The 17,255-nt window shown below is 57.7% G+C and carries 14 protein-coding genes, 2 tRNA genes and 3 rRNA genes; 10 read left to right on the top strand and 9 right to left on the bottom strand.

The genetic code is table 11. From position 1 onward, the window contains the following. The first annotated feature begins 80 nt into the window (after window positions 1-80). The 9 genes from U9970_RS00395 to U9970_RS00435 all read left to right on the top strand — a co-directional run bounded on the left by U9970_RS00395 (window position 81) and on the right by U9970_RS00435 (window position 9,783). Window positions 81-1,376, top strand: coding sequence for a BCD family MFS transporter (locus U9970_RS00395; RefSeq protein WP_322764818.1), 1,296 nt, complete (start codon window positions 81-83; stop codon window positions 1,374-1,376). Continuing rightward, a complete protein-coding gene (locus tag U9970_RS00400) occupies window positions 1,373-2,194 on the top strand; it encodes an inositol monophosphatase family protein (protein ID WP_322764819.1) in 822 nt (273 codons plus the stop codon). The genes U9970_RS00395 and U9970_RS00400 overlap by 4 nt, the downstream gene beginning before the upstream one ends. A gap of 601 nt (window positions 2,195-2,795) precedes the next feature. Further along, window positions 2,796-4,280 (top strand): 16S ribosomal RNA (locus tag U9970_RS00405). 257 nt (window positions 4,281-4,537) lie between these two features. After that, window positions 4,538-4,611: transfer RNA gene (locus tag U9970_RS00410), tRNA-Ile, on the top strand. A gap of 9 nt (window positions 4,612-4,620) precedes the next feature. Next, window positions 4,621-4,693, top strand: a tRNA-Ala gene (locus tag U9970_RS00415). Between the two features lie 496 nt (window positions 4,694-5,189). After that, a 23S ribosomal RNA gene (locus tag U9970_RS00420) occupies window positions 5,190-8,073 on the top strand. Between the two features lie 112 nt (window positions 8,074-8,185). Then, window positions 8,186-8,302: ribosomal RNA gene (gene rrf / locus U9970_RS00425) — 5S ribosomal RNA — on the top strand. Together the 16S, 23S and 5S rRNA genes with 2 tRNA genes alongside form the textbook arrangement of a ribosomal RNA operon. Window positions 8,303-8,482: 180 nt before the next feature. Next, entirely contained in the window at window positions 8,483-9,436 is a 954-nt protein-coding gene (locus U9970_RS00430) for a YihY/virulence factor BrkB family protein (RefSeq protein WP_322764820.1), read from the top strand. Window positions 9,437-9,513: 77 nt separating this feature from the next. Then, window positions 9,514-9,783, top strand: coding sequence for a hypothetical protein (locus U9970_RS00435; RefSeq protein ID WP_322764821.1), 270 nt, complete (start codon window positions 9,514-9,516; stop codon window positions 9,781-9,783). Between the two features lie 36 nt (window positions 9,784-9,819). Here the strand turns inward: U9970_RS00435 and U9970_RS00440 are convergent, their stop codons facing one another. Genes U9970_RS00440 through U9970_RS00470 form a run of 7 tightly spaced genes read right to left on the bottom strand, consistent with a single transcriptional unit; the run spans window position 9,820 to window position 15,253 of the window. Next, the gene (locus U9970_RS00440; protein ID WP_322764822.1) at window positions 9,820-10,212 is read right to left on the bottom strand and encodes a DUF2834 domain-containing protein; all 393 of its coding nucleotides are present in this window, start codon (window positions 10,210-10,212) and stop codon (window positions 9,820-9,822) included. A 14-nt stretch (window positions 10,213-10,226) separates the two neighbouring features. After that, window positions 10,227-10,502 (bottom strand): exodeoxyribonuclease VII small subunit, encoded by a 276-nt coding sequence (locus U9970_RS00445; protein ID WP_322764823.1) that lies wholly within the window; start codon window positions 10,500-10,502, stop codon window positions 10,227-10,229. A gap of 3 nt (window positions 10,503-10,505) precedes the next feature. Next, window positions 10,506-11,708 (bottom strand): exodeoxyribonuclease VII large subunit, encoded by a 1,203-nt coding sequence (xseA, locus tag U9970_RS00450; protein ID WP_322764824.1) that lies wholly within the window; start codon window positions 11,706-11,708, stop codon window positions 10,506-10,508. Continuing rightward, a complete protein-coding gene (locus U9970_RS00455; protein ID WP_322764825.1) occupies window positions 11,678-11,854 on the bottom strand; it encodes a hypothetical protein in 177 nt (58 codons plus the stop codon). The genes xseA and U9970_RS00455 overlap by 31 nt, the downstream gene beginning before the upstream one ends. 60 nt (window positions 11,855-11,914) lie before the next feature. Further along, the gene (gene hrpB, locus U9970_RS00460; RefSeq protein WP_322765963.1) at window positions 11,915-14,524 is read right to left on the bottom strand and encodes an ATP-dependent helicase HrpB; all 2,610 of its coding nucleotides are present in this window, start codon (window positions 14,522-14,524) and stop codon (window positions 11,915-11,917) included. Then, on the bottom strand, window positions 14,521-14,904 hold the full coding sequence (locus U9970_RS00465) for a hypothetical protein (protein ID WP_106632550.1): 384 nt from the start codon (window positions 14,902-14,904) through the stop codon (window positions 14,521-14,523). Before U9970_RS00465 ends, hrpB begins: the two co-directional genes overlap by 4 nt. A gap of 43 nt (window positions 14,905-14,947) precedes the next feature. After that, window positions 14,948-15,253 (bottom strand): DUF2973 domain-containing protein, encoded by a 306-nt coding sequence (locus U9970_RS00470; protein WP_322764826.1) that lies wholly within the window; start codon window positions 15,251-15,253, stop codon window positions 14,948-14,950. A gap of 309 nt (window positions 15,254-15,562) precedes the next feature. On the opposite strand from U9970_RS00470, the gene U9970_RS00475 reads away from it, so the two are divergent. Further along, window positions 15,563-16,699 carry a trypsin-like peptidase domain-containing protein gene (locus U9970_RS00475; RefSeq protein WP_322764827.1) on the top strand — a complete coding sequence of 379 codons (1,137 nt, stop codon included), beginning with the start codon at window positions 15,563-15,565 and terminating at the stop codon, window positions 16,697-16,699. Here U9970_RS00475 and U9970_RS00480 read toward each other — a convergent pair. Further along, window positions 16,696-16,923, bottom strand: a complete 228-nt coding sequence (locus U9970_RS00480) for a hypothetical protein (protein WP_322764828.1) — start codon at window positions 16,921-16,923, stop codon at window positions 16,696-16,698. The two genes, U9970_RS00475 and U9970_RS00480, sit on opposite strands and share 4 nt — an antisense overlap. Window positions 16,924-17,055: 132 nt before the next feature. After that, window positions 17,056-17,235: a hypothetical protein gene (locus tag U9970_RS00485; RefSeq protein ID WP_322764829.1), complete on the bottom strand. Its 180-nt coding sequence runs from the start codon at window positions 17,233-17,235 to the stop codon at window positions 17,056-17,058. Window positions 17,236-17,255: the final 20 nt, after the last annotated feature.

Below are 17,255 nucleotides of genomic sequence, written 5' to 3' on the forward strand. Positions count from 1 at the left end.
CCAACACCTTCAGATTGGGTTTGTTCCAGGGGTGTTTGGGGTGCCTAGCCGTCGTCTTCGCGGGCCTGCTTAACAGGGTCATGCTCAGCGAGCTTGGGTTCCCGGGTTTACTGGTTGGTGGGGCCCTGGCATTTGAACAGTTTGTTGCTCCCTCCAGGGTGTTGTTCGGCCAAATTTCAGATGCCCATCCCTGGGCGGGTCGTCACCGGCTTCCATATATATGGCTGGGCACTTCCCTGTTTTGTGGCTTGGCGGTGCTCTCTGTTCCCCTGATCTTTCATGTGGGTCGCTTGCTTGAAGCCGCTTCCCAGCCCGAGTTGGCATTGGGGATCGCGGCGCTTTGCGGCCTGTTTGCTCTTTATGGCTTGGCGATTTCCCTCGCCGCCACACCCTATCTAGCCCTTGTGATTGATTGCACCAGCGAGGCTGAGCGCCCCCGGGCGGTGGGCCTGATTTGGTGTCTACTCACTGTTGGCATTGTGATCGGGGCAATCTCCATCAATCTGAGCTTGCGCAGTCTTGATGGCATCACCGATCCGGCCCTTTTAGAGCCTGTGTTGCTTGGCTTCATGGGCCGGGTGGCGGCAGTGGTGCTTGTGCTCACGGTTGTGGCCACCCTTGGGATCGAACCCAGCAACAAGCAACTTGACATAGCTGCGGGCGGGCAGCGCAGGGAGGATTCAATCACCCTGGCCCAGTCCTGGGTGCTTGTCAGCTCAAGCCGTCAGGTCTTGGTTTTTTTCTCCTTTCTGGTGCTGTTCACCCTGGGGTTGTTTCTACAGGACCCCATTCTCGAGAGCTACGCAGCAGACGTGTTTGGCATGCCGATTGCAGCCACGGCATCGCTGAACGCCATCTGGGGTATGGGAACTTTGACGGGCTTGCTCCTGGCTGGGCTATGGATCGTGCCCAAGTTTGGCAAATTGGCAACTGCACGCCTGGGTTGCCAGCTGATCCTGGTCAGCCTGGTCTTTTTGGCTCTCGCTGGGTTGGCGCCCCGTGTGCCGGTGCTGCAGGTCGTCATGCTCCTGTTTGGCTTGGCTGCGGGCATTGGGACCAACAGCGCCCTAGTGCTGATGCTTGATCTCACCTTGCCAGAGGCTGCGGGCACCTTTGTGGGGGTTTGGGGTATGGCCCAGGCCCTATCAAGGGCCTTAGGGAAAGTGCTCGGTGGTGGACTGCTTGATCTAGCCCGTTTTCTCCAACAGGCTTTTGAGCTTGCTCCGTCTGTTTATCTCCCCTATGCGCTGGTTTTAAGCGTTGAGGTGCTGGTTGCTTTTGGTGCCCTGGTGTTGCTGCGTAGCGTCAACCTGCGCCAATTCAGGGAGGATACGGGCCGCAGCCTCAGCAAGGTGCTGGCCCTAGAGCTCGGATGAACCCAACCCCCCCAGTGCCTTCACCCCCAGATCTCAATCCAGGCCTGGTTGAGCTGATCGATCTTGTGGCTGAACGGCAGCGGGCCGATTTCGGCCATATGGCTTCCGATCTCAAATCAGACGGCAGCCTGATCACGGCCTGTGACCGCTGGAGTGATGCGACCCTGGTTGAAGGATTGGCGCGCTTGTTTCCCGGTGAAGGGGTGCTGAGCGAGGAAGGCAACAAAGCAGTGCCTAAGACATCTGCTTATTGGGTGGTTGATCCCCTTGATGGCACCACTAATTTTGCTGCTGGGATTCCCTACTGGGCCATTTCGATAGCGCGTTTTGAGGCGGGTCGTCCCGTTCTGGCCGTGCTGGATGTGCCACCCCTGCGGCAGCGCATCGTGGCCATTCGCGGTCAGGGCGCCTGGCGTAATGGTCGCCCCCTGCTGGCTCCCTCCGGGCAGAGCCACCCTGCAGGCTGCGCTTCCTTATGTAGCCGTTCGATAGGAGTGCTGCAAAAGCTGCCCAATCAACGCTTCCCAGGAAAAATCCGTTTGCTTGGGGTGGCAAGCCTCAATCTTGTCAGTGTGGCTATGGGGCAAACGATCTCAGCCCTCGAGGCCACGCCCAAGATCTGGGATCTGGCAGCAGCGTGGTTGGTGCTCAGCGAGTTGGAATGCCCGATCCGTTGGCTGGTGCGATCACCGGAGTCGATCGATGCTGGCTCCGATCTGTCAGCAGCCGATTTCCCAGTGCTGGCGGCCGATCGGCCAGAAACCTTGGCCCGCTTTATGCCCTGGGCCGATGCGCTTGTGGCTGGATCCTTGCCATAAGGGCAACCTGGTTCTTGCCATAAGGGCAAGCGTGGTGATATGTTTTTGGACTGCGCGCAAGGGGGGAAGCCCCGGAAGCGAGCAGGCTTACGACGGAGGAGGCGAGAGCCGACGGTGTTGTAAGTTTTCTGAGTCGCTGAGAAGCGGCGTTCCGCCGAGAACTCCCGAGAGGGGGAGGAAGCGGAAGCACCTGGACAACTAAAAAGTTTAGGAACTGACGCTTTCACTGCGTCACGGATCAAGGGAGCCTGCACCGCCCGAGAGGGAGGGTGTTGGAGCTTTGATTTTTTAGCTGAGAGATTAGCTAGTGACGGAAATAGCAGTGAAGGTGTGAGGTCCCGTCAAAAAAAAACATAGCGTGACGCGCCTGTTGGTTGGTTTTTGTTGCCTTCTCACGAGGGAACAGGAGCTGGTGTGCCGATAGGAGAGGCGAGCGCGACCGGATCTGGGATTCGGGAAAGTCAAGAGGAAAGAAATTTCTGAATGCACTCTTTGAAACCTTCTGTCAGAGGAAGGGGCTCCAACTGTGAGACCTGCGCCAGTGGGTCAAAGCGGGTGAGAAGCAATTCAGGTTGAGGCGAAAGCCGATAGGACGTGAACTACAACGGAGAGTTTGATCCTGGCTCAGGATGAACGCTGGCGGCGTGCTTAACACATGCAAGTCGAACGAACCTTCGGGTTAGTGGCGGACGGGTGAGTAACGCGTGAGAATCTGCCCTCAGGAGGGGGATAACGGCTGGAAACGGCCGCTAATACCCCATATGCCGAGAGGTGAAATGAATTTCGCCTGAGGATGAGCTCGCGTCTGATTAGCTAGTTGGTGTGGTAAAGGCTCACCAAGGCATCGATCAGTAGCTGGTCTGAGAGGATGATCAGCCACACTGGGACTGAGACACGGCCCAGACTCCTACGGGAGGCAGCAGTGGGGAATTTTCCGCAATGGGCGCAAGCCTGACGGAGCAACGCCGCGTGAGGGATGAAGGCCTCTGGGCTGTAAACCTCTTTTATCAAGGAAGAAGATCTGACGGTACTTGATGAATAAGCCACGGCTAATTCCGTGCCAGCAGCCGCGGTAATACGGGAGTGGCAAGCGTTATCCGGAATTATTGGGCGTAAAGCGTCCGCAGGCGGTTTTACAAGTCTGTCGTTAAAACGTGGAGCTCAACTCCATTTCGGCGATGGAAACTGTAAGACTAGAGTGTGGTAGGGGCAGAGGGAATTCCCGGTGTAGCGGTGAAATGCGTAGATATCGGGAAGAACACCAGTGGCGAAGGCGCTCTGCTGGGCCATAACTGACGCTCATGGACGAAAGCTAGGGGAGCGAAAGGGATTAGATACCCCTGTAGTCCTAGCCGTAAACGATGAACACTAGGTGTCGGGGGAATCGACCCCCTCGGTGTCGTAGCCAACGCGTTAAGTGTTCCGCCTGGGGAGTACGCACGCAAGTGTGAAACTCAAAGGAATTGACGGGGGCCCGCACAAGCGGTGGAGTATGTGGTTTAATTCGATGCAACGCGAAGAACCTTACCAGGGTTTGACATCCTGCGAATCCCTTGGAAACTTGGGAGTGCCTTCGGGAGCGCAGTGACAGGTGGTGCATGGCTGTCGTCAGCTCGTGTCGTGAGATGTTGGGTTAAGTCCCGCAACGAGCGCAACCCACGTCTTTAGTTGCCAGCATTTAGTTGGGCACTCTAGAGAGACCGCCGGTGATAAACCGGAGGAAGGTGTGGATGACGTCAAGTCATCATGCCCCTTACATCCTGGGCTACACACGTACTACAATGCTACGGACAAAGGGCAGCAAACTCGCGAGAGCTAGCAAATCCCATAAACCGTGGCTCAGTTCAGATCGTAGGCTGCAACTCGCCTACGTGAAGGAGGAATCGCTAGTAATCGCAGGTCAGCATACTGCGGTGAATACGTTCCCGGGCCTTGTACACACCGCCCGTCACACCATGGAAGTTGGCCACGCCCGAAGTCGTTACTCCAACCCTTGTGGAGGAGGATGCCGAAGGTGGGGCTGATGACTGGGGTGAAGTCGTAACAAGGTAGCCGTACCGGAAGGTGCGGCTGGATCACCTCCTAACAGGGATACAATAACTAATTGTGATGTCTGAGTATTTTATTCTCAGGCCATGATTCTGTCATCTCTAAGGTCGATCGGTACCTCAATTTGAGCGTTCAAGAAGAGCTGAGTAATCAGTTTAGAGATGAACATCTTAATTTCAGTTCCTAAACTTTGTCTAGGTCACCCCACAGCGGGTAAAGCCGAGAACACTAATTTTTTTATTTGTGTTTGATCTGGCAAGCCGAAAGGCGAGCTAGGTTGCGGCGAGAGCTCCTGGGCCATTAGCTCAGGTGGTTAGAGCGCACCCCTGATAAGGGTGAGGTCCCTGGTTCAAGTCCAGGATGGCCCATTCGTGTTTGGGGGTTTAGCTCAGTTGGTAGAGCGCCTGCTTTGCAAGCAGGATGTCAGCGGTTCGAGTCCGCTAACCTCCATCCAATGATGATGCTCATCCCTCAATCTGTAACTGCAAGTATTGCAGTAAGGAGTTTAGCTGTGATTGTGATCTTGACTGTTGTTCGCTGAAGATTTCAGCTTCTTTTCATTCTTTCCGAGTTAATCAGATGTCTGGTTGATTAGTTTGGTTGAAAAGACGCTGGATTCAACCTTGCCCTGGAGACAGGGCTGTTTGAATGTCAGCAGAACCTTGACAACTGCATAGGTAAAGTCTGGAAATAAAGCATCTCATGGATGCTTGATTCTAGCTTGAGTTTTATCCAGCAATGGATAAGGCTTAAAGTTGGTATCAAGAAAATTCTATTGAGTTTTTAGAGCCGAGAGCTTCCAGTTTTCTTCTGAGCCCGCCGAGGGTTTGGGAGTTTGATCCTGGCATTCAAACCGCAGGAGATACTCAAAGAGATTTGAGTGTTGATTGTAGGTGAATCTAGAGAGAATAGGCCTCAACAGCCTGAAGGACTGGGAGTTGAAATTGGTCAAGCTACAAAGGGCTCACGGTGGATACCTTGGCACACAGAGGCGATGAAGGACGTGGTTACCTGCGATAAGTCTCGGGGAGCTGGAAACACGCTTTGATCCGGGAATTTCCGAATGGGGCAACCCTTAGAACGGCCGCCTGAATCCATAGGGCGGCACGAGCCAACCCAGCGAACTGAAACATCTTAGTAGCTGGAGGAAAGGAAAGTAAAAACGACTCCCTGAGTAGCGGCGAGCGAACGGGGAAGAGCCTAAACCGATGCTTCCGAGCATCGGGGTTGTGGGACAGCAACGTGGACCAACGGAGTTAGAAGAAGCGTTTGAATGGCGCGCCACAGAGGGTGAAAGCCCCGTATTCGAAAACAAAGTTGGCCTAGCTGTATCCCGAGTAGCACGGAGCACGTGAAATTCCGTGTGAATCTGCGAGGACCACCTCGTAAGGCTAAGTACTCCTGTGTGACCGATAGCGAAACAGTACCGCGAGGGAAAGGTGAAAAGAACCCCGGGAGGGGAGTGAAATAGAACATGAAACCGTGAGCTTACAAGCAATGGGAGCCCGACTAATCGGGTGACCGTGTGCCTGTTGAAGAATGAGCCGGCGACTTATAGGCACTGGCAGGTTAAACCGGGAATGGTGGAGCCATAGCGAAAGCGAGTCTGAATAGGGCGATCGTCAGTGTTTATAGACCCGAACCCGGGTGATCTAACCATGGCCAGGATGAAGCTTGGGTGATACCAAGTGGAGGTCCGAACCGACTGATGTTGAAAAATCAGCGGATGAGCTGTGGTTAGGGGTGAAATGCCAATCGAACCCGGAGCTAGCTGGTTCTCCCCGAAATACGTTGAGGCGTAGCGTCTAGTGCTCCAGCAGGGGGGTAAAGCCACCGTTTCGGTGCGGGCTGCGAGAGCGGTACCAAATCGATACGAACTCTGAATACCCTGTGTGTAACTAGGCAGTCAGACTGTGGGGGATAAGCTCCATGGTCGAAAGGGAAACAGCCCAGACCGCCAGCTAAGGTCCCCAAATCAATGCTGAGTGATAAAGGAGGTGGGATTGCCCAGACAACCAGGAGGTTTGCCTAGAAGCAGCCATCCTCAAAGGAGTGCGTAATAGCTCACTGGTCGAGCGATCCTGCGCCGAAAATGAACGGGGCTAAGCATTGTACCGAAGCTGCGGATTTGAGTCTTAATTGATTCCGATGGTAGGGGAGCGTTCCATGCGGGGTGAAGCGTTAGCGTAAGCGGGCGTGGACTACATGGAAGTGAGAATGTCGGCTTGAGTAGCGAAAACATGGGTGAGAATCCCATGCCCCGAAACCCTAAGGGTTCCTCCGGCAGGCTCGTCCGCGGAGGGTTAGTCAGGACCTAAGGCGAGGCCGAAAGGCGTAGTCGATGGACAACAGGTCAACATTCCTGTACCTGTGATGTTTTGGGAAGGGGGACGGAGAAGGCTAGCCAAGCCAGATGTTGGTTACTGGTCCAAGCGTTCGAGGCGTTGAGAACCGGCGAAAACGGTTTGAGCTGAGGCGTGAGTGCGAGCTGCTACGGCAGCGAAGTTGGTGACGTCATGCTTCCAAGAAAAGCCCTATACCCGTTAAGGCATCATGGCCTGTACCCGAAACCGACACAGGTGGGGTGGTAGAGAATACCGAGGGGCGCGAGGTAACTCTCTCTAAGGAACTCGGCAAAATGACCCCGTAACTTCGGGAGAAGGGGTGCCACCGCAAGGTGGTCGCAGTGAAGAGGCCCAGGCGACTGTTTACCAAAAACACAGGTCTCCGCTAAGTCGCAAGACGATGTATGGGGGCTGACGCCTGCCCAGTGCCGGAAGGTTAAGGAAGCTGGTCAGCGTAAGCGAAGCTAGCGACTGAAGCCCCGGTGAACGGCGGCCGTAACTATAACGGTCCTAAGGTAGCGAAATTCCTTGTCGGGTAAGTTCCGACCCGCACGAAAGGCGTAACGATCTGGGCGCTGTCTCGGAGAGAGGCTCGGCGAAATAGAATTGTCTGTGAAGATGCGGACTACGTGCACCCGGACAGAAAGACCCTATGAAGCTTTACTGTAGCTTGGTATTGTGCCCGGGCTCTGAATGCGCAGGATAGGTGGGAGGCTTTGATCAACAGCTTGTGGGTTGTTGTGAGCCAACGGTGAGATACCACTCTTTCAGAGCTAGGGTTCTAACAGTCACCCGTTATCCGGGGACTGGACAGTATCTGGTGGGCAGTTTGACTGGGGCGGTCGCCTCCTAAAAGGTAACGGAGGCGCGCAAAGGTTTGCTCAGGCTGGTTGGAAATCAGCCGACGAGTGTAAAAGCAGAAGCAAGCTTGACTGTGAGACCTACAAGTCGAACAGGGAGGAAACTCGGCTTTAGTGATCCGACGGTTCTGCGTGGAAGGGCCGTCGCTCAACGGATAAAAGTTACTCTAGGGATAACAGGCTGATCTCCCCCAAGAGTTCACATCGACGGGGAGGTTTGGCACCTCGATGTCGGCTCATCGCAACCTGGGGCTGAAGTCGGTCCCAAGGGTTGGGCTGTTCGCCCATTAAAGCGGTACGCGAGCTGGGTTCAGAACGTCGTGAGACAGTTCGGTCCATATCCGGTGCATGCGCAGGAATATTGAGAGGATTTCTCCCTAGTACGAGAGGACCGGGAGGAACGCACCTCTGGTGTACCAGTTATCGTGCCAACGGTAAACGCTGGGTAGCCATGTGCGGAGTGGATAACCGCTGAAAGCATCTAAGTGGGAAGCCCACCTCAAGATGAGTATTCCCATGGCGTTAGCCAGTAAGGTCACGGGAAGAACACCCGTTGATAGGCTCTATGTGGAAGCGCAGTAATGCGTGAAGCAGAGGAGTACTAATAGACCGAGGGCTTGACCAAAACTCAGGCTCTAAACAAAAGCTTGTTTCCAGTTCACAATCATCTGACCGTAAGGTTGAGTGTTTGTCTTACCTATGTAGTTCTCAGGGTTCAACCTGAGGATGAACACTATCCTGGTGTCCATGGCGCAGTGGACCCACTCCGATCCATCTCGAACTCGGCTGTGAAACGCTGCAGCGGCAACGATATTTGGGGGGCAGCCCCCTGAGAAAATAGCTCGATGCCAGGTAAAACATTCATCCCAATCAACTGCTGCATTCTCTTGAAAGAGGATGTGTCAGTTGACTCAAAAGCCACCCTTAGGGGTGGCTTTTTTGTTGGTTAAGCTTTTGCTTGGGTAATGACATTCTGGTTGGTAACTACGGCAGCTGCAGCTAGTCTCCATCTAGGCCCAGGTGGTTGATAGCTAGTGCGTTCAAGAGCTCTCTGGGACCTGCGTAGCTGGGATGGTGGCCAGAGAAAGAAATTGCTGCCTTTTTGGTTGGCTTATAAGTTGTGGCTGAAGCTCGACTGTGTCGATCTCAGTGCTGCCTTCGCATATCACAGTCTTCAGTCTTTGTTCCCTGTGCTTTTGATAGCACTTTCCATTGCGTCTAGGTTGCTCGGTGGCGATGAGGGTTTGGTTGAAAGATTGTTGGTAGTCGTTTCTGAGATCTTGCCCAACTCGGCGATGCCGATTTTCTCTTCAACATTGTCAGCTTTTTTAAGGCAAGGATTCGGGGCTGGAATCCTTGGTGCCGTTGTTTTGATTTTAACGGCAAGTAACGCCTATCTCACCTTGCAGCGTGGCGCTGATCGCCTTTGGTGGAATCGCCCAGCAGGGCTTGAGGATTTGCCATGGAAGCGTGTGGTAGTTCGCTATGTGCGATTGCGTATCAAGGCTTTTGGCCTGGTGTCATTATTCGCCCTTTTTATTGTGGTCGATCAGGCGTTCACCAGCATGCGACTGCTTGGTTCGGCAAGCTTGTGGGCCCGTGCCCTGGAGATTTTGCCTATCGCGCGTGATTTGCAGCGTCCCGTATCATCAATCCTCGATTTACTGATTTCGTTGTTGATTGCTATTGCCTTAGCCATGTTGTTGTTGTGGGTATTGCCTTCGCGTCGTGTCGCTTGGCAACCTCTGTTCCCTGGTGCTCTATTAATAGGCTCAACCCTCACCATCCTTAATTTTCTGCTTGCGCGCATTCTGTTGGCAGTGGGGGTGCGCTTCCAGGCCTATGGATTGGTGGGGGGTGTGCTTTTGTTGAGTCTTTGGGTTTGGTTGGTTGGAGTCATCATTTACTACGGTCAATGTTTGTGTGTCGTCCTGGATCGGCGCCAGCGCGTCAGGATGGATGTATCTGCCCCAATTGAGATCAGCTGATGCAGCGATCACGTACCTGGCTCTGGTTGTTGTTAGCGCTCTTGCTGCTCCTTGCACCCGGTCCGGCTGGGCGCTTCGTGCTCGACCTGCTTGGAGGCATCACCCTGCTCCTGGTGCTGTTGCCCCTATTGCTGGGAGCAGCTGGCTTCGTGGCTTGGCAGGTGATTCAAAGAAGGTTGCGTACCTGTGAAGCGTGTGGTTTTGCATCCATGGAGAAGGAATTTTGCCCAGCATGTGGCAACGCTTTTGCCGCGCCTACGGCCGGGGCAGAGTCTGGCGAGCAGTTTGACGTTAGTAATGTCACCATCGATGTACAGGTCCTTAACGAGGATGAACCATCCACTTGAGCTTGCTGCTATTTACTTGCCGCTAGGTTTGGGCCTTCAGCCGCGCGCTAATTCCTCCAATCGCCGCTCTCGTAAATACAAAAATAGTGGGGCTCCACATGCGAAGGCCAACGTCACGCAGCTGAGCAGTACCCATGGCAGACCCCGCATTTGTAGCCGCTTGCTCTCCTGCACGATCCAAATCACCACCGCTGTTGCCCCTATTGCCAGGTCTCTCGATAGGGAACTAGCAGCCGGATTTGCATTTGCAAGCCGCACAAACATGCCTAAGTCGAAGCTTGATCCGTATTCCCTGATGAAATCTAGATTTGCAAGCCAGGGTAGTACTGCACCGCTGATTGCTAAGGCCAGATACAGCCATTTCAAGGTTGAATTCCCCTGAATGGCTACGGTGGTGTTGCTAGAGCTGGTTTGGGAATCGGCTGCCATGTTTTTAGTCGGTTCTAGGTGAGTTCTTTAAAGGGGACTACCGCTATTTCTCCTTCCTGCCACAACATCACTTCCTGTTCCACATGGGCGAGTACCGCTTCACAGCGATCCAGATAGGCGCGGGCTTGCCGGTATAGACCTGTCATTTCTTCGACATCCAAGTCCGTGGCTTGCAGGGCTGATAAGGCAAGTTGCAGGGCGGTGTGGGCTTCGTCGTATGAGAGATCGGCGCCAACGTTTTGGCTGCCTTCATCCTCTTTTGTTTTGCTTGTGGCTTTTGCTTTAGGCATCGTTCAGGGGGTCGCCTCAAGAGCTTGATGCAGAATCTCGCGCACCACGGCGCTCGCCCGCCCATCTGTGAGTTGGGCGACGATTTCGCCCCCTTGTTCTAGTTGTTGCACGGAGCGGACCACAACCCCTTTGCCATTGCGCAGTAGGCAGAAGCCCCTTTTGAGCTGGTGTGCGGGTGAAAGTGCTTGCAGCAGTTGCCGGGCATGCCCCAGGGACTGGCGCCGACTGGTCACTAGGGCAAGGGGATGTACCCCCGCTAGTCGCTCCCGATCCCGCGTGAGTCGCTGACGTTCTCCCTGCAGCCTCATTTGGATCAGTTGCTGCAGGTGTCTCCCCTGCTGCTGCAATGTCTGAACCGCTACGCGGCGATCTGGCAGTAGGGCCACGAGGGCAGCGGTGGGGGTGGCGGCCCTGTAGTCGGCTACGAGGTCGGCAACGGTGGTGTCATCTTCGTGGCCAATGCCGCTGACTACGGGCACTGGGCAGGCGGCTAGACACCGGGCCAGATCTTCGTGATCAAACACGGCTAAGTCTTCGCGGCTGCCGCCGCCTCGGCCGATCACGATCGCATCGATACCCAACTGCTCCACTTGGGAGCTCAATTTCTCCAGGGTTCGGCAGATGGCTTCATGTACGGGGCCTTGTACGGGTATTGGCACCACGACCACCGCTGTTGCCGGCCAGCGCTCGGCGCTTGTGCGCAGCATGTCGGCCAACGCAGAGCTTGGACAGCTCGTGAGTAGGGCAATGCGCCTTGGGAAAGCGGGTAGGGGACGCTTGCGAGCTTGATCCAGCAAGCCATCGAGGGCCAGCCGCTCTCGCACCTGTTCGAACTGACGCAGCACGGAACTCAGGCTTGGTCTGATGTCGAGTGCCTGAACGCAGAGGCTTGCTCGGTTGCTCCAAAAGTTGAGCTTGCCCACCACTACTACCCCATCCCCGTCTTCGGGAACGAAGCTGAGCTTCGCCAGCTGGGAAGCCCAAACCACTGCCGAGATTGATGCCTGCTCGTCGACCAGGGTCATCCAGAGATGCCCCTTTTTGAGCTGGGGCCTGCTCACGGTTGCGTCAAGCAGAAACCGAGGTGCAAAGCCCCGCTCCAATAGGGATGCGACCGCGCCATTCAGTTCTGTCACGCCGTAGCGCGGTATGCCTGAAAATTCCCCGGCCGCCGTCACGGCTGGATCTGGCGGTAGCAGATCCACCAGTAGAGGCTCACCAGGCCTGCTATCAGCGCTACCGATCGCCCAATCGGATGGTCAACGCGGATCAGCCCTGCGGCGCAGATCACTAGGGCGCTGCTAAGCAGGCGCGAGCCATCGCGACGGTTGTTGACGTAAAAGCGGGCCAAGGCAGCCTTGCCGGAAAGATCCAGTTTGGGCTAGCCAGGGGCCCTATTGCCCCACGCCCCTCAGGCTCGATTACTCCCCTGTTGCAGCCTCGCTTTGGTCAGGGCCGTCGCCTGGGCCTGGCCCGGGTCTTCCGGCCAGGGGTGACGGGGGTAGCGCCCGCGCAGCTCCTTGCGCACCTCCGGGTAGCTGCGCTCCCAGAAGCCCGCCAGATCCTGGGTGATCGCCGCCGGCCGGCCGGCCGGTGTGAGCAGGTGCACGGTTACGGCTAGCTGACCTGAGAGCACCATTGGGTTTGTGCGAGCGCCGAATAGCTCCTGCAGCTTTACCGCCAGCACGGGCTGGCCGCTGCTGTAGTCGAGCTTGACTTGGCGGCCAGAGGGCACGGTCAGGGTCACTGGCAGCAGCTGATCGAGTTGGGGACGCAGGCTCCAGGGGGCGGCACCCCAGAGGGCTTCGCCTAGGGGTAGTCCCTGCAGGTCGTCGCGGCTGCTGAGGCCGTTGAGGTGGGGGCCGAGCCATTCATCTAGCTGGGCAAGTAGCTGCTGGGGGCTGCAGTCGGGCCATGGGTCGCCTAAGTGCCGGTGGGCCAGGTTGAGGCGTTGCTGGAGTTGGCGGCTGGCGGGATCCCATGGCAGAGCTTCCAATCCCAGCTGTCGCAGGCCCTCTAGAAGGGCGCTACGAATCAAGGCCGGTTCGGCTTCGCTCCAGCTGCGGCGCTCAAGCACCAGCGCCCCTAGTCGCAGGGAGCGTTCGCAGCGCACCCGTTGACCTTCTCCATCCCAGCGCGCCTCCACTACGACCTGGCCTTGGCCGCCGGTCTGCTCCGCCAGTTGTCGCATTTGGCCGATATCAAGGGGAATCGCCAGCTGGATGCGAGCGTCCTGACCCTGGCCATCAAGCTGGGCAACGGCCAGAGCAGGGCAGGCCACCAGAGGATCGTCTGCATGGAGCACGGCGCCGCGGCCGCCACTGAGTAGATAGCGGCCCGGCTTGCCTGCCCTGGCTAAGGCCAGCCGTTCGGGATAGGCGGCGGCAACTAGCGAGGCCGCCGCTTCTGACAGGGTTACTGATCGGCCAAGCGGCCTTGCGGTTGTAGGGCTGGAACCCTGGCCACCAAGTTGCCTGACCTGGCGGTGCAGCTGGCTTTGCAGCTGACGCAGGCGGCGCTGGGAGCTATCGCCAGGGCGGTCTTCCCCTAGCCAGTCAAGTCGACGCAGCAGGTCACTGCCGGCCTCCTGCTGGTTGAGGGGGTCGCGCTCGCTCAGCAGCACAGCCAGGCCGCAGGCCAGCTCCAGTTGGCCAAGTTGCTCGCCCAGCAGTAGCAGCTGGGCGAGGCGCGGATGCACCCCCAGTTGGGCCAGGCGCTGCCCGTGGCTGTTCAGCTGCCCGGTGGCGGCTAAGGCCCCAAGCTGGTCGAGCTGTAGACGGGCCTGCTGCAGGTGTGCAGGTGCTGGTGGGTCGATCCAGTGCAGGTTGCTGCCAAGGGGATCGCCCCACTGGGCCAGTTGCAGGGCCAGGGGCAGGGGATCTACCTCCAGCAACTCCGGTGGATCGAAGGCGGGACGGCGCTGCTGTTCAGCGGGCGACCAGAGGCGCAGGCAGCGACCTGGCCCCAGGCGCCCGGCCCGGCCGGCCCGTTGCTCAGCGCTGGCTTGGCTGGCGGGCACGGTGACGAGGCCATCAAGTCCACTTCCCGGATCGAAGCGGTTGCGGCGGCTCAGACCACTGTCGAGCACCAGGGCTACCCCGGCCAAGGTGAGGGAACTCTCAGCGATGGAGGTGGCTAGCACCACCTTGCCCGCGGCGCTGCTGGCCGGGCCAATAGCGCGGCCCTGGGCCTCCAGGGGCAGGTTGCCGTGCAGGGGAACGCACTCGACGCCCCGATGGCTGGGCTTGCCCCATTCGGTGGCGGCGATCGCCCGGCTGCAGTCCAGGATCTCCCTCTGCCCGGGGAGGAAAACCAGCACGGTTTCGCCGTCGCCGCGCTGCTCTAGCCAGTGCTGCTCAAGGGCGCGCACCAGCTGTTGCGCCAGCCTTTCGCCTGGTCGCGGTGGCTGGTGGCTTATCGCCACCGGATAGCAACGGCCTTCGCTGGTCAGCACGGTGGCGCCAGGCAACTGCTCCGCCAGCGGGGCCAGGTTGAGGGTGGCAGACATCAGCACCAGCCGCAGCTCTGGTCTCAGCAGCTCCCTGGCCTGACGCACCAGGGCAAGGGATAGGTCGGTGTCGGCGCCGCGCTCGTGGAATTCGTCAAAGATCAGGCAGTCGACCCGATCAAGGTCAGGGTTTGCCTGCAAGCGCCGCAGAAACAGGCCGTCTGTCAGCACCTCCAGGCGGGTGGCGGCTGAGATGCAGGATTCGAGTCGCACGCTGTAGCCAACTTGCTGGCCGAGGGGCTCACCGAGCTCGGCCGCCAGCCTTTGGGCTGCCGCTTTGGCTGCCAGACGACGGGGTTCCAGCATCCAGATGCGACCAGATGGGGCACCTGGCTTGCCCGCCTCCAGGTTCAGTCCTGACAGCAGAGCTAGGGGTACCCGAGTCGTTTTACCTGCCCCAGGGGGTGCCTGGAGCAGCACGGTGGCACCGGGCCTGCAGGCTTCGAGCAGCGGCGCCAGCAGGCCGTCAATTGGTAGCGGTGGTGTTGGCAGGGGCTGTCCTTGTGGAATCAGCGCACGTGGCGAATGCCATCTACCGGGTGGTACGCCTCGCCGGTGAGCTCTTCGTAGACGATCGCCGGCAGGCCGGTTTCAAACATGGTTTGCAAGGCCTCCTTTAGGTAAGGATTCCAGCCACCAGTGCTTACCTTGCCGTGGCGAACTGTCCAGTCCCAGGTGCCTTGCAGGTCTCGGGGGATGCGCCCCTCCCGGTCGCGACGGGCCACGAGATCCTGAGATTCAACCAGGCCTACCAAAATTGGATCCCTGCCGTAGGCAGGCGTGATGCTCAACTCCAGCCGAATCGGATCTTCCTTGATCAGCTTAAGGCGAAAACGAGGTGGCAGTTTGAGACTGGTCAGCACTGCAGCCACTATTCGGGTCCGTTGATCCACCGTCTGTCTCCGCTAAAAAACGCTTGCTCAACGGAGAGCCTATTCAGCTGAGGTCACCTGGGTAAGCAGCTTGCTCGTTGTCGCCGCTAAAGCGAACGGTCAACAGGTCTTCTTGGGTGATCTGACCATCTGAATCAAGCAGCTCCGGATGGATGGTGAGGCGGCCGGTGCGGTCGAGATTGGACCTGATGTCGGCTGCTTGTGTTGCAGGCGTACCCATGGCGTCTCTGTCGCCTGGACGGGGAATGGCGCGGAATCCCTGACCCATCACCTTGAAGGCTTGCCATAGCAGGGCCACAAAGCAGGCCCCGTAGAGCAGGGGTAAAAGTTGGGAGAGCACAGTGTTCATGGCCGTAAAGCTGGCCTCAGATGGGTGGTCGCGTGTCGCAATCCATCATTGCCTGGAGCGAGCCGTTTGGGGATCAACGACTGCTACCTCTCCGGTATTTGCAACCATCCAGGCCCACAGGGTGCTGCAGGCGGCACCGAAGGCGAGAAAAGCAATTAGCAGTCGCCCGGTGTCCATGGATTGAAAGATTTGTTAACCAATAATAGGGTTGATTTGGATTGCTTGTGGCGGCTGCGCTAGGAGGGCAATCCAGCCCTAGGCGTCTGCTAGCTAGTTGCTTACGGTTTTGACTAGTTGACTGTTGTGGTGATGTCTGATTTGCGGGCCTTGCCCTGGCTGGGTTCGGGGCTGATGGCGATGGCTCTGCTAGCACCCCCTGCCCCCTGGCCAGGCGCTGCCGCCCATGCCCAGAGTGCAACGTCAGTCGGCTTGAACCGCCAGTCATTTGTAGCCGCTGCTGTTCGCCGCGCTGGCCCCGCGGTCGTGACGATTGACACGGAACGGACCGTGACGGCCTCAGGTGGTGCTTCGGGAGGCTTGCCAAGGAGCCTGCTCGATGACCCCCTGTTTCGCCAATTTTTTGGCATGCCCCAGCTGCAACAGCAGCCCTCGCAGCGCACAGAGCGGGGGCAGGGAAGTGGCTTCATCTTTCAGGCTGAAGGCCTGATTTTGACCAATGCCCACGTGGTGGAGAAATCAGATCGGGTGACCGTGGGGCTGCAGGGTGGTCGTCGGGTTGAGGGCACGGTGGTCGGTCTTGATCGCCTCACGGATCTGGCGGTTGTGAGGTTGGCTGGCAATGGCCCCTGGCCAGTAGCGCCCCTGGGCAACTCCGACAGCTTGCAAGTGGGCGAGTGGGCAATTGCCGTAGGCAACCCATACGGCTTGGACAACACCGTGACCATGGGGATCATCAGCAATCTCAACCGCAACGCCAGCAAGCTGGGCATCACAGACAAGCGCTTGGATCTGATTCAGACCGATGCAGCAATTAACCCGGGCAATTCAGGTGGGCCGCTGCTGAATGCGGATGGCGAGGTTATCGGTATTAACACCTTGGTGCGAACCGGGCCTGGCGCGGGCTTGGGATTTGCTATTCCAATTAACCGGGCCCGCGATATTGCCGGCCAACTGATTAGTACTGGTCGTGTCAACCACCCGGTTATCGGCGTAAGTCTCGATGGAGTTCGCGCCGGGGATGGCACTGGACTTAAGCAAGGGGTGAGGGTAATGGCGGTTCAGGCTTCCTCACCGGCGGCCCGGGCAGGACTGCAAAAGGGCGATGTGATTATTGCGGTGGGTAATCAACCCATCGCTAGCCCCTCCCAGCTGGTGACAGCAGTGGAGCGGGCAGGGGTGGGGGGAAGATTGGCGCTTCGGGTGAGTAGGGCCGGAAACTTGATGCAATTAACGGTTGTTCCAGCCCAGTTAGCCCCAGCCCCCTAGGCCTCCTGCCCCCACGGACTGCCTAGGCTTGGAGGAACTTGGTTTGGTGCCCCGAGTTGCTGACGCATCACCCACTGGGTTGCCGCCTTCTGGCTATGCCAAGCCTGGAGAAGCTGCTTGGCGATTCCTTGCAGGGCTTGGAGGTCGGCTGTGGCCTCTATGGCCCTGTTCATGCGCTCGAGTTCAAACTGCTGGCCGAGGCTGAGGGCGAGTGGTTCAGACATGGCACACACCGTTTAACTGGTGGACGTCACAACCATACAAAGTGTTGCAATCGCTTGCGTAGCGGTTGCAACAGGGCGCCGCGCCTGTGCTGGTTTGCTGTTGTGCGGTAGTGGGTTGGCCGATGGCTTGGTTCAGTTCTTCTCACGGAGCTGTTCAACGCATGCCGTCACGCAGGCGCCGTCGTCCAGGGAGCATGTGGTGATGCATTCGAAATACACCTCCAGGGAGTCACTTTGGCCGCCACTTTCCTGATGGCCGGCGACTTGATAGCTGCTGCCCTGGGCGTTGGAGCCCATGTTTGAAACACCCATGACCTACTTCAGTTGCGACT

It is taken from the genome of Cyanobium usitatum str. Tous, from assembly GCF_963920485.1.
Taxonomy (GTDB): Bacteria; Cyanobacteriota; Cyanobacteriia; order PCC-6307; family Cyanobiaceae; genus Cyanobium_A; species Cyanobium_A usitatum_A.

Excerpts from the sequence above, each read along its gene's own strand:
- U9970_RS00395 (WP_322764818.1), top strand. The coding sequence starts at position 81 with ATGCTCAGCGAGCTTGGGTTCCCGGGTTTACTGGTTGGTGGGGCCCTG.
- U9970_RS00400 (WP_322764819.1), top strand. The coding sequence starts at position 1,373 with ATGAACCCAACCCCCCCAGTGCCTTCACCCCCAGATCTCAATCCAGGC.
- U9970_RS00440 (WP_322764822.1), bottom strand. The coding sequence starts at position 10,212 with ATGGCAGCCGATTCCCAAACCAGCTCTAGCAACACCACCGTAGCCATT.
- U9970_RS00445 (WP_322764823.1), bottom strand. The coding sequence starts at position 10,502 with ATGCCTAAAGCAAAAGCCACAAGCAAAACAAAAGAGGATGAAGGCAGC.
- U9970_RS00470 (WP_322764826.1), bottom strand. The coding sequence starts at position 15,253 with ATGAACACTGTGCTCTCCCAACTTTTACCCCTGCTCTACGGGGCCTGC.
- U9970_RS00475 (WP_322764827.1), top strand. The coding sequence starts at position 15,563 with ATGTCTGATTTGCGGGCCTTGCCCTGGCTGGGTTCGGGGCTGATGGCG.
- U9970_RS00480 (WP_322764828.1), bottom strand. The coding sequence starts at position 16,923 with ATGTCTGAACCACTCGCCCTCAGCCTCGGCCAGCAGTTTGAACTCGAG.
- U9970_RS00485 (WP_322764829.1), bottom strand. The coding sequence starts at position 17,235 with ATGGGTGTTTCAAACATGGGCTCCAACGCCCAGGGCAGCAGCTATCAA.